The 12,565-nt window shown below is 43.7% G+C and carries 11 protein-coding genes; 6 read left to right on the top strand and 5 right to left on the bottom strand.

Annotated elements, in window-relative coordinates:
- The first annotated feature begins 30 nt into the window (after nt 1–30).
- A complete protein-coding gene (vdeR, locus tag R7E00_RS11805) occupies nt 31–759 on the top strand; it encodes an efflux transporter transcriptional repressor VdeR (RefSeq protein ID WP_005376423.1) in 729 nt (242 codons plus the stop codon).
- A 70-nt stretch (nt 760–829) separates the two neighbouring features.
- Here the strand turns inward: vdeR and gcvT are convergent, their stop codons facing one another.
- Both gcvT and R7E00_RS11815 read right to left on the bottom strand, forming a co-directional pair.
- Nucleotides 830–1,948: a glycine cleavage system aminomethyltransferase GcvT gene (gcvT, locus tag R7E00_RS11810; protein WP_017820967.1), complete on the bottom strand. Its 1,119-nt coding sequence runs from the start codon at nt 1,946–1,948 to the stop codon at nt 830–832.
- A 260-nt stretch (nt 1,949–2,208) separates the two neighbouring features.
- Complete coding sequence (locus tag R7E00_RS11815) at nt 2,209–2,832, bottom strand: helix-turn-helix domain-containing protein (protein ID WP_169628826.1); 624 nt, start codon at nt 2,830–2,832, stop codon at nt 2,209–2,211.
- 379 nt (nt 2,833–3,211) lie between these two features.
- On the opposite strand from R7E00_RS11815, the gene R7E00_RS11820 reads away from it, so the two are divergent.
- From R7E00_RS11820 to gcvP, 3 genes are all read left to right on the top strand, one after another.
- Nucleotides 3,212–4,507 carry a serine hydroxymethyltransferase gene (locus R7E00_RS11820; protein ID WP_169628825.1) on the top strand — a complete coding sequence of 432 codons (1,296 nt, stop codon included), beginning with the start codon at nt 3,212–3,214 and terminating at the stop codon, nt 4,505–4,507.
- Nucleotides 4,508–4,560: 53 nt separating this feature from the next.
- A complete protein-coding gene (gene gcvH, locus R7E00_RS11825) occupies nt 4,561–4,941 on the top strand; it encodes a glycine cleavage system protein GcvH (protein ID WP_005376432.1) in 381 nt (126 codons plus the stop codon).
- 126 nt (nt 4,942–5,067) lie between these two features.
- Nucleotides 5,068–7,932 (top strand): aminomethyl-transferring glycine dehydrogenase, encoded by a 2,865-nt coding sequence (gcvP, locus tag R7E00_RS11830; protein ID WP_017820968.1) that lies wholly within the window; start codon nt 5,068–5,070, stop codon nt 7,930–7,932.
- 241 nt (nt 7,933–8,173) lie between these two features.
- Here gcvP and R7E00_RS11835 read toward each other — a convergent pair whose 3' ends face one another.
- From R7E00_RS11835 to R7E00_RS11845, 3 genes are all read right to left on the bottom strand, one after another.
- Nucleotides 8,174–8,575: a VOC family protein gene (locus R7E00_RS11835; protein WP_005388788.1), complete on the bottom strand. Its 402-nt coding sequence runs from the start codon at nt 8,573–8,575 to the stop codon at nt 8,174–8,176.
- A 250-nt stretch (nt 8,576–8,825) separates the two neighbouring features.
- Nucleotides 8,826–9,653 (bottom strand): MBL fold metallo-hydrolase, encoded by an 828-nt coding sequence (locus R7E00_RS11840; RefSeq protein WP_225455282.1) that lies wholly within the window; start codon nt 9,651–9,653, stop codon nt 8,826–8,828.
- A 266-nt stretch (nt 9,654–9,919) separates the two neighbouring features.
- Nucleotides 9,920–10,825 carry a LysR family transcriptional regulator gene (locus R7E00_RS11845; RefSeq protein WP_213907683.1) on the bottom strand — a complete coding sequence of 302 codons (906 nt, stop codon included), beginning with the start codon at nt 10,823–10,825 and terminating at the stop codon, nt 9,920–9,922.
- Between the two features lie 93 nt (nt 10,826–10,918).
- Here R7E00_RS11845 and R7E00_RS11850 point away from each other — a divergent pair, with 93 nt between their 5' ends.
- Entirely contained in the window at nt 10,919–11,830 is a 912-nt protein-coding gene (locus R7E00_RS11850; RefSeq protein WP_258474301.1) for a DMT family transporter, read from the top strand.
- A gap of 195 nt (nt 11,831–12,025) precedes the next feature.
- Nucleotides 12,026–12,487 carry a carboxymuconolactone decarboxylase family protein gene (locus R7E00_RS11855; protein WP_042520770.1) on the top strand — a complete coding sequence of 154 codons (462 nt, stop codon included), beginning with the start codon at nt 12,026–12,028 and terminating at the stop codon, nt 12,485–12,487.
- Nucleotides 12,488–12,565 lie beyond the last annotated feature (78 nt).

Here is a 12,565-nt window from a genome sequence, read left to right on the forward strand (position 1 = left end):
GCGTGATTAATATTCGGGAAAATTCGAACTATGAATGAAAGAAAGCAGGGGCGTAGAAGTGCTGAAGCAGCAGAACAAACTAAGTGTCTGATCCTTAAAGTGGCAGCAGATATGTTTTGTGAACTTGGTTACGAGCGTGTCTCGCTGCGCAATATCAGTGAAAAGGCTGGTGTTTCACATAGTTTGATCCGTCACCACTTCGGCAGCAAAGAGAAAATCTGGCAAGCGGTTAGCGATGCAATGGACGAGTTCATGCAGTGCTATATGGCTGAACTCATCAATGAAATGCCGGAGAACACACCTTCGAATAGAAAAATTTATCTGTTTATGGTTCGCATGCTAGCATTTGCTCTCGTCAATCCTCATCCAGTACAGATGATCGCCGATGCCATTCGACAAGGCGATGACGGTGCTCTACTGCAGTATTTCTTAAAGTCAAAAGATGAGTTCGCTGCAATATTTACCGGAATTTTCGAGCAGTACAACAGCGAAAACCCTAATGCACAATTTGATCAGTGGGAATCAAAGTGGCAAATGTTGATCTTCGCACATGGTGCTGTCAGTCTCGCGCCAATGATGCAAGAAACATGGCCGGATATTGCAGATAATCGCGAAAAACTGCTGATCAAGCATTGGGAATTGTTTAATACCATTATGGCCTCTCAATTTGGGATCCCAAAAGAAGAGATGATTCATCCGGAAAAGCTTGAAGATATCGTTATTGATATGTGCTGTACTATTGATGAAGCAGTAAACTAAAAGCAAACAAGCGAAAAGAAGACATAAAAATGCCGAGCTACAAAGCTCGGCATTTTTGTTTCAATTCGTTTTAACCACGGTAGTAGCGTTGTGGTACGAACGGCATTTTTTCAACTGTCATTGGTAGCATTTTGCCACGCACTTCAGCGAACACTTCAGTACCAATCGCCGCCAAATCCGCACGAACATACCCCATTGAGACTGGCTTACCTGCATTCGGGCCCGCCGTACCGCTGGTTACAACGCCAATTTTAACGCCGTCAGCATCAAACAGTTCAACCCCTTCACGCACTGGCGCTTTGGTTTGACCTACTAGACCCACACGCTTACGCGCCACATCTTTAGTCTCAATCTGCTTAAGAATAATGTCTGCGCCAGGGAAACCACCTTCACGTTCACCACCAATACGACGAACTTTTTGGATACCCCATAGCAAGCTCGCTTCAACAGGTGTTGTTGTTGTGTCTAGGTCATGACCGTATAGACAAAGGCCACACTCAAGACGAAGTGAATCACGAGCACCAAGGCCAATCCATTCAACTTCATCTTCCGCAGTCAGTTTACGTGCTAGCTCTTCCGCTTTGTCAGCAGGAACCGAGATTTCGTAACCGTCTTCGCCTGTATAACCACTACGAGAAACAATGCACTCGGCGCCTAAAATATCGACTTTACGAATATCCATGAACAGCATTTCAGAAACTTCTGGTGCAAAACGCGCCAATACAGCCGCCGCTTTAGGGCCTTGGATTGCAAGTAGAGCTCGGTCTTCGATAATTTCTAGCTCAACACCAGATGGTAAATGCGCTTGTAGGTGTGCGATATCTTGCGCTTTACATGCTGCGTTCACAACCACAAACAGATGATCGCCTAGGTTAGCCACCATCAAGTCGTCCATGATGCCGCCCTCTTCATTAGTGAAAAAAGCGTAACGCTGTTTACCAGACTCAAGATCCACAATATCCACTGGAACTAATGTTTCTAGGAACGCAGCTGCACCGTCACCAATTAGGCGAAGCTGTCCCATGTGAGAAACGTCAAACAGACCTGCCGCATCACGAGTATGTAAGTGTTCCTTCTTTACGCCTAGAGGATACTGAACAGGCATATCGTAACCCGCGAACGGGACCATTTTGGCACCAACTTCAACGTGAAGTGCGTGTAGTGGTGTTTTCAGTAGTTCTTGAGTCATTTTCGTCTCCATTTAGATAGACCCGAGAATGCTATCGGCATTCGATGTGTTTCCAATAATAAACATGGCTCATTCTATTTTGCACGAACAAGACGTAGATCGACTTGCAAAAGTGTGACTCTTAACATTTTAATCACAACAAATCGTACAAAAAAAGCGCTTTAATGAGCAAGTTCTCATCAAAAAAGCGCCTTTTCATCATAACGACCACCAACAGCAATCGTTTGCTTTCACTATAGGAAATTTACAAGTATTTATCACTATTTGGCTGTCACCCACAAAATGAGCGCATCTTCCTCGCTAACACTGGTCAACATATGTCCCATATTTGCATCGTAATAAACGCTGTCTCCCTTGCTTAAAACAACAGGTTCGTAAAACTCAGAATAGAACATGACCTCACCAGATAAGATAAGCAGAAATTCTTCGCCATCATGACGAACCCAGTCTTTATATTCATCAAAACTACGAGCTCGAATTTGGCTCTTAAACGGCATCATTTTCTTATTGGAAAGTTGTGTCGCGAGCAGTTCATGTTCATAAGTTTGTGTTGGGTGTGGTTTACCTTCATTCTTCTTGGTAACATCCCTACGCCCTGTCGCTACCTTTTTTCTAGGTGGCTCAAAGAGTTGTGGCATGTCAATTTGTAAGCCAAGTGCCAATTTTTGCATCGCTTGAAACGTCGGGGAGATCTGCTCATTTTCTATTTTGCTCAGTGTAGATCGAGCAAGCCCGGTTCGCTGACTGGCCTCTTCTAATGTGATACCGAGTTTCGAGCGGATATCCTTAATACGCTGGCCCAGTTTTAACGGCTCGATATTTTGGTCATGTTGCTCTTTTGCCAACGTCATCGATGGGTATTCATCGTAAATACTTTCTGCCATAAATCCCTCTATAGATATCCATATTTTTTGTCTTACTCGCATTGTGCATGAAGCACATAGTGGATAGAAGTCCACCAAGTGAATTAAAGCGTGCTCTTGTTAACAAATTTTGAAATCTTGTTTCCTATAGGAAATTTTTGGTTGATTGTTCCCGTCACAGGCGCTATGTTACCAACTTGTTAGATGTAGAGATGCATATTTCCGTAAGAGATTGGTAAAGGAAACACGCAATCCAACGGAGTTTTTGCCCAAATTTAGGGCCGGATGTTCACTCTGTTCTGCTACGCAGTTCAGCTGTTTTTGAGGACAAATGAACCACAACCGCAAATCATAACTCATCTATTGCGGGTTCATTTTCAGATTTGGAAGGTCAACTACCATGAATAAGAGTTACCCTAACCACAGCTTGGAAAACTTTTTCTCTACCAACCTCTCTGCGACAGATGATGCTGTCTTTGCTGGAATTCAAGCGGAATCCGCTCGCCAAAACGAACAAATCGAACTTATCGCTTCTGAGAACATTGTTTCTAAAGCGGTAATGCAAGCTCAAGGCACATGCCTAACAAACAAATACGCTGAAGGTTACCCAGGTCGCCGTTACTATGGTGGTTGTGAGCACGTAGATACAGTGGAAGCCATTGCTATCGAACGCGCAAAAAAACTTTTTAATTGTGAATACGCAAACGTTCAACCACACTCAGGCGCGCAAGCAAACGGCGCAGTAAAACTGGCACTGCTTCAACCTGGTGACACCATTCTTGGTATGTCTTTAGACGCAGGTGGTCACCTGACGCACGGTGCACGCCCTGCACTTTCTGGTAAATGGTTTAACGCAGTTCAATACGGTGTTGATCGCGAAACACTGGAAATCAACTACGAAGATGTTCGTGAGCTAGCACTTGAGCACGAACCTAAAATGATCATCGCAGGTGGTAGCGCCATTCCACGTACTATCGACTTTGCAAAATTCCGTGAAATCGCAGACGAAGTAAATGCAATTCTTATGGTCGACATGGCGCACATCGCTGGTCTTATCGCAACAGGCGCACACCCTAGCCCACTGCCACACGCACACGTTGTTACGACTACAACACACAAAACATTGCGTGGCCCTCGCGGCGGTATGATTCTTACTAACCACGAAGACATCATTAAGAAAATCAACTCAGCCGTATTCCCTGGCCTACAAGGCGGCCCACTGATGCACGTTATCGCAGCCAAAGCGGTCGCATTTGGTGAGGCGCTTGGCCCTGAATTTAAAACTTATATTGATTCGGTGATCAATAACGCAAAAGTCCTAGCGGAAGTATTGCAAACTCGCGGTTGCGACATCGTAACTGGTGGCACAGACACGCACCTAATGCTGGTTGACCTTCGTCCGAAAGGGTTGAAAGGCAATAAAGCAGAAGAAGCTCTAGAGCGTGCTGGGATCACATGTAACAAAAATGGCATCCCATTCGATACAGAGAAGCCTATGATTACATCGGGCATCCGTTTAGGAACGCCTGCGGGTACAAGCCGCGGCTTTGGCGCTGAAGAATTCAAACTCATCGGTAATTGGATTGGTGACGTACTGGACGGTTTAGTGAACAACCCTGAAGGTGACGCAGAAGTTGAAAAACGCGTTCGCAAAGAAGTAAAAGAACTTTGCAGTCGCTTTCCTCTATACCAGTAAACGATTTTTTTGAAATCATAATAATTCCTGACAAGTTATTCGGAGATTAAGCAATGGACAAAACACTGAAGTTTGCAGATAGCCACGAGTGGGTACGTGACAACGGTGACGGCACAGTAACAATTGGTATTTCTGAGCATGCACAAGAAATGCTAGGTGACGTGGTATTCGTTGACCTACCAGACGTAGAAGACGAAGTTGAAGCAGGTGAAAGCTTCTCTCTCGTTGAATCTGTAAAAGCAGCGTCAGACATCTACGCACCAATCACTGGTGAAATCGTAGAAATCAATGAAGAACTAGAAGACAGCCCAGAGCTAATTAACGAAGAGCCGTACGAAGGTGGCTGGATCGTAAAAGTGAAGATGTCTGATGTATCTGAACTAGATAACCTGAAAGACGCAGACGAATACCTAAACTCTATCGAAGAAGAGTAATTAGGATGTGACGAAAGCTGTTCCCTAGCCTGTTTAGAGAACAGCTTTTTTTCTAGGTTCGGACGTATAATTTAATTTATTAGTAACGCAAATCCGTTACCCGAACCAAGGAGTAGGTAAAGGACAATGACTGAATTACTTCAAAGCCTCAGCACACAAAACGAGTTCGTTGCTCGCCACAATGGACCAAACAAATCTGACCAACAGAAAATGTTGGAAGCGATCAACGCAGTTAGCCTAGATTCGCTTATCGACGAAACCGTACCAGCACAAATTCGCCTAGAGCAACCAATGAGCTTGGCAGAAGCGAAAAGCGAAGCAGACATGCTGGCAGCAATGCGTAAGTTCGCCGATCAGAACCAAGTTAAACGTACATTCATTGGTCAGGGTTACTACAACACCTTCACGCCGAACGTGATTCTACGCAACGTGATGGAAAACCCGGGCTGGTACACCGCTTACACCCCTTACCAACCAGAGATCTCACAAGGTCGTTTAGAAGCACTTCTAAACTACCAACAAATGGTGATGGATCTTACTGGTATGGAAATCGCGAACGCGTCATTGCTTGATGAAGCAACGGCAGCCGCAGAAGCGATGACACTTTGTAAGCGTGCGGGTAAAAGCAAGAGCAACGTATTCTTCGTTGCTGACGACGTTCACCCACAAACCATCGAAGTGGTAAAAACTCGTGCGAAATTCATCGGCTTTGAAGTCTTGGTTGGTTCTTTAGAATCACTACCAGAGCAAGACGTGTTCGGCGCACTAGTTCAATACCCAAGTACAACAGGTGAAGTTCGTGACCTAACGGACATCATCGCTAAAGCGCAAGCAAACAAAACACTAGTGACTGTAGCAACGGACCTTCTTGCTTCTACCCTACTTAAACCTGCAGGTGAAATGGGCGCAGACGTAGCAATCGGTTCAGCACAACGTTTTGGCGTGCCGATGGGTTACGGCGGTCCACACGCTGCTTTCATGGCAACGCGTGATAAGCACAAGCGTACAATGCCTGGTCGCGTTATCGGTGTTTCTATCGATACCAACGGTAACCAAGCACTGCGTATGGCAATGCAAACGCGTGAACAGCACATCCGTCGTGAAAAAGCGACTTCAAACATCTGTACTGCTCAAGCACTGCTAGCGAACATGGCGTCTTTCTACGCGGTTTACCACGGCGCAGAAGGTCTACGCACGATTGCTCGTCGTACGCACCACATGACAGCCATCCTAGCCGCTGGCCTAACTAAAGGCGGCTTCGAGCTTGCTCACAACAGCTTCTTCGACACCATCACTATCAACACAGGTGCACAAACTGAAGACCTATACGCGAAAGCACTAGCCGCAGACATCAACCTACGTAAGTTGGGTACTCAGCTAGGTGTGAGCTTCGACGAAACCACAACCGTGGCAGATGTAGAAGCCCTATTCGCAGTATTCGGTGTGAAAGAAGAAGTCGCAGCACTATCAACTGAAATCGCAGGCAACGAGTTTGCAGCCATTCCAGAAGCATTGCGCCGCACAACAGAATATCTAACACACCCTGTGTTTAACACGCACCACAGCGAAACACAGATGATGCGTTACCTAAAACAGCTAGAGAACAAAGACTTCTCACTCACGCACGGCATGATCCCACTGGGCAGCTGTACGATGAAGCTGAACGCAGCAGCAGAGATGATTCCAGTAACTTGGCCTGAGTTTGGTTCGATCCACCCGTTCGCACCAGCAGAACAAGCAGCTGGTTACGCTGCACTCGCAAAAGACCTTAAAGAAAAGCTATGTGAAATCACTGGCTATGACGCATTCTCACTACAACCAAACTCTGGTGCATCGGGTGAGTACGCAGGTCTTATCGCGATTCAACGCTACCACGAAAGCCGTGGCGAAGGTCACCGCAACGTATGTTTGATCCCAAGCTCTGCGCACGGTACTAACCCTGCGACAGCATCTATGGTGTCAATGAAAGTGGTTGTGGTTAAGTGTGATGAAGAAGGCAACATCGACATCGACGACCTAGCAGCGAAAATCGAGAAACACAAAGACAACCTATCAAGCATTATGATCACTTACCCTTCTACGCACGGCGTTTACGAAGAGAAAGTGAAAGAAGTGTGTGAAATGGTTCATGCCGCTGGTGGTCAGGTTTACCTAGACGGCGCTAACATGAACGCGCAGGTTGGTCTAACATCACCAGGCTTCATCGGTTCAGACGTTTCTCACCTAAACCTACACAAAACCTTCTGCATCCCGCACGGTGGTGGCGGTCCGGGTATGGGTCCTATCGGTGTGAAATCTCACCTAGCTCCTTTCTTACCAGGGCATATTGAAGACGGTGTAGAAGGCGCAGATTTCGCAGTATCAGCAGCAGATATGGGTAGCGCTTCTATCCTGCCTATCTCTTGGGCTTACATCGCAATGATGGGCGAAGCTGGCCTAACAGATGCTACAAAAGTAGCAATTCTGAACGCAAACTACGTGATGGAAACACTTCGCCAACACTACCCTGTTCTTTACCGTGGCAAAAATGGCCGCGTAGCGCACGAATGTATTATCGACATTCGTCCGCTGAAAGAAGAAACAGGTATCAGCGAAGAAGACATCGCGAAGCGTCTAATGGACTACGGTTTCCACGCACCAACTATGTCGTTCCCTGTAGCGGGCACGCTAATGGTTGAGCCAACGGAATCGGAAGATCTAGAAGAGCTGGACCGCTTCTGTGATGCGATGATCGCTATCCGCGAAGAAATGGAGAAAGTGAAAAACGGTGAATGGCCACTGGATAACAACCCACTTGTTAACGCGCCACACACACAAGTTGATCTTTCAGCTGAAGATTGGGACCGCCCTTACTCTCGCGAGATTGGCTGCTTCCCGTCTAAAGCGACCAAATCTTGGAAGTACTGGCCAACGGTAAACCGCGTAGATAACGTATACGGCGACCGTAACCTAATCTGTTCATGCCCAAGCATCGATAACTACGAAGATTAATTTTTGTAGTCTCTAAATCGACAAAGGCGAACCGTTTGGTTCGCCTTTTTGTTTTTGGTGTGCCGCCCTAACACTTGTTGATACATCGAGAAGGAATGATGGCTAGTTATTGTTTGCACAAAAGTGATTTAGAAATACAGTAACTTCTGAGAACCTTTGAATTAGCACTAATATCTCAGAGCCTTAAAGGCTTGTTGGAAACTCCTCATGAACACTATGCTATGCAGGTGCTATGTAGTTTCTAGTTCAGTTGCAGTAAGTCCCATTTATTACCATAGAGATCTTGGAACACCACCACTGTCCCGTATTCTTCCACACGAGGCTCTTCATTAAATACAACACCATTTTTCTTCATCAACTCGTAGTCACGCCAAAAATCATTAGTTTGCAGAAACAGGAAAACACGACCACCTGTTTGATTTCCTACTGCATGCGTTTGCTCCGGTGTACTCGCTTGAGCTAAAAGTAGGTTTGTACCATTGGAGTTTGGAGGAGAAACTTGAACCCAGCGTTTACCACCACCTAGGTTGGTATCTTCAACCAGAGTGAATTGAAGTTTTTGAGTATAGAACTCGATAGCATCGTCGTAATTTTCAACGACTAGAGCAATGTTTCCGATTTGCTGCTGAACAGTTTTGGCCATGATGATTTCCGCTGTGTCAAAACGCTAATTGTACGCTATTTTGAGACTTTTCCAGAAAGCACGTAACGCCTTGCAAAGGTTTAAGGCACACAATACGAATGTTTACGCACAGCGCCTTTGTCACTAGAACCGACAAACAATATAGCTGCCACCAGTGTCGAATCTTGATTGAGCAACTTATTAAAGCCTTAGCTATAACTCAAGAGTAAACCTCTAACCTAATAACGAAGGCTGCTCGTATACCATGGTATTATAGTTCTTCTAGTTTTCCCTTAGCTAAATCTTCTTGTTGCTTAAGGAACATGAAGAAGTTTGCCTCACTGATAAACGGGTTACCGCTTGTGCCGAGCTTCTTCCTATTTTCAAAAAGGAAATTTTTATGTGGATGGTTCGAAAGGTTAACGTTCACAATAGGTGCCTGTAGTGAAATTTTTCTAATTTTCTCCATGCTAGTCAGGAACTGGCCAATAACTTCTGGATCATTGCTACTTACGCTATGCCCACCAACGATAAAAGCACGATATTGTTCGCCATTATCTTCAACAGCGAAGTCTAAGGAATAATCACCTTCCGTGTGGCCAGGTGTGAGATAGAACTTAAACTCATGTCCACCAATAACCATGGAGCTATCGCTTTTTATCTCTATGTCTAAATTTGGAGGAAGGAACTTGTTCTCACCTTCGCTTTTGTTTGATTGCTGTATAGATAGTTCATGAGCGCTTTTGGTCATCACGACTTTGGAACCATACTTCTCTTGAAGTAACTGGGCGCCCCCAACGTGGTCAGAATGCCCATGAGTTACCAATATGTGCGTTATTGGCTTATCTTTTAGCCCTAGCTTCTCTAGGTTGATAGGTATCCACTCAGAGTAAGGGAAGTCAAGCGTATCAATGATAACAAGTCCGTCTTCTGTAGCAATGGCATATGATGAGACCCACTTGTCTCCTACATAATAGACATTATCAAACATCTGAAATGGTTCTACATAACCGTTCTTATCATTCATTGCTGGAACATATTGACTTAAGGAAGCAAAAGACGAAGCACTGAAAAGTAAACCTACAATAATTTTTTTCACGAAATCGCACACAAATATATCCTTAATAATTTCTTATAGAACTTCGCGGATGAGAAAGCTCTAAACGATTTTCAGAGGCAAATACAACTGCAAATACTTTCTACTTAGCTTGAGTTTTAGCTGACCGAATCACTTGTAAACTCGAATCCCATTAACTGCCTATGTATTCATGATTCTTTTAGAGGTTAAATAAATGAACTCAATTGAAGCAGAGTCATGAAGCTTCACTTGAGGTTACCGGCACAGCACAATGTGATAAACCTCTTTCAAGCAAACATTTGAATGCGATTTTTCCAATTTAAGACATGTTCAATAAATGCATCAACTCTTGCAGGCCTTTTATCGCGGTCTCGATACATAATGAATACTTCTTTACCCGAGCATTGCCATTCCGGCAACAAAGGCAGCAGGTTATGTTGATCATGATTTAGCTCATGAAAGTAATAGGTTGGAATCCACGCAATTCCTAAACCATGGATGACGGCGTCTCTAACTAGTAGTACATCATTTGAAGTGAATTGAAACTTTAGCGGATGATCAAATGTTTCATTGGTGATTTGATTAACTAATTTCCATTGGCTGTCGTTGTTTACCGTAATTAGGCGATGATGAACAAGTTGTTCTGGATGGGTAATCGGTTGGTGTTGTTCTAAATTGCTTCGTGATGCACAAAGCGCAAATGGAATCGACCATAATTTCTGAGCAATCCAGTCTTGTTCAATAAGATCACCAAGACGAAAACTAACATCGACACGGTTAGATACAAGATTGATTTTTTCATTCTGTACATCTAAATCGATACATATCTTCGGATGTTGCTCTGCAAATTCATAAACGCACCGCTTTAACCACATCTGTGTCATGTTAATTGGCGCTGATAGTTTTATCGTTCCGCTTAAAGACTGACGCTCAGTCGCAATTCTCGATGTCACATTATTTAAGCTAAGAAGTAATGGCTCACAGAGTTGATAATATTTTTCGCCATCAGTTGTTAACGCAAAGTGGTGTGCACTGCGGTTAAATAGTCTGCAATTTAAGTTTGTTTCCAGCCTTTTTAACTTCCGGCTTAGCGTGGCTAACGGGACATTAAGACGCTCAGATGCTTGTGTTAGGCTTTGATAACGAGCAACAGAAACGAATAACAAAAGGTCATCCAAAGAGTGACGTTCCATATTTGGGATTAACCCTCTTAAATTTGGCTATTAAAAATCAAATATGAAATATATAGCATTATCGCGTCAAGTTAATTTTTATCAGGAAGATCTATGTCTAAGCATTTATCAATTTGGTGCGGTGTTGTTGTCGCTATCTTTTTTTGGTCTAGTAATTTTAACGTAATAAAGGCTATTAATAGCGATGTCTCTCCTTTGGATTCAGCGACGTTACGGTTTTCCGTTGCAGCTTTAATACTCTTGTTGATAAGAGGTACTAAACGCTCTCCATATGGAGCCAAGCTCACACGAAAAAGTATGTTGTCGTTGTTTGTTATAGCAACCGTGGGTGTAACTATCCAAAACTTCTCTATTTTCTCTGCAATGAGCTTTACTACCCCAGTGAACGCAGCGGTTGTTCAGGCAAATCTACCACTTGTCACTATCTTGTTGTCGGGCTTTATTCTCAAAACTTCCATTTCGGTTAAAACTATTTTAGGTGCACTAATCAGTTTTTGTGGAGTGGTAATCGTCATTACAGGGGGAAATATTCATTCTATTAGCAGCAATAGTAATATTGGTGATCTATACATGTTATTTGCTTTAATTAGTGGGTGTTTATACACAATTCTAGCGAAGCGTTTAACATCTCATATCCCAGTAACTCAGCAGTTACGTTGGGTGTTAAGTATTGGTGCCATTCAAATGGTCGCTATAGCGATGTACCACGGCGACTTTAGCCGTAGCTTAAATGCCATAACATTTAAAGACCTAGCATTAATAGCTTACATGAGCCTGTTTGGAACTTTGATTGCTTATTACTTTTGGATGAAAGGCGCTATCGTTCTTGGTCCAGATAAGATGTCTCCATTATTTAATATTATGCCGGTATTCACTCTACTGATTTCGTTCATTTCTGGTGAGCAGGCTCAATGGGAAAATGTTTTAGGCGTCTTTATCGTTGCGGCTGGTGTGTATATAGGTAACTCAGCACCTTTTGCTCGTTTACGGAAGGTGGTGGAGTAAAAATAGACGCCAACCTTAAGTCCATTATTTAGCGCAATACTTTGTTAATTGGCATAAGTTTTCTTGGTTTCCAATAGGTACACTTTTCGCTTTAGTCGTTCACTCTTTTATCTAACTTTATTGAGTACATGTCGAAAATCTTCAATCTTTTGCTAAGAGCGTTTTTTACTATGTAAAAAACAAAGGAGAATGACCATGAAAAAACGACTCAACTATATTGAAGTAGCGCCAAAAGCAATAGAAATCCTATACGCTCAGGAAGCTTACTTCCATGAACAATTTAGCCAATCAGAAACCATGAACATGATCATATGGGAACTGGTTAAGTTACGCATATCGCAAATCAATCAATGTGCATTTTGTATAGACATGCATAGTAAAGATGCGCTTCAGTTAGGTGAAAAGCCGGAACGCATATGGGGGCTTAGTGCATGGAAAGATATGCCATTCTACAGCGATGCAGAACACGTTGCACTAGGCTGGGCTGAACTACTAACTGCTGGCCTACCAGTAGATGATGATACCTATCAGCTGACCTTGAATACCTTTGGAGAAGAAGCTATGGTCAACCTAACAATTGCGATCAACGCGATCAATAGTTGGAACCGAATAGTTAAGGCATTTAAGCCAAAGGTTGGAGTCTATAAACCTCGATAATTCTATTTGACGGTTCTTACTTGTAAGCCGCTGCTTATACCTCAACTTAATAGGATGAAAAGTACATGTGTATCACTA

Source organism: Vibrio sp. Vb1755 (assembly GCF_033338635.1).
Lineage (GTDB): Bacteria > Pseudomonadota > Gammaproteobacteria > Enterobacterales > Vibrionaceae > Vibrio > Vibrio alginolyticus.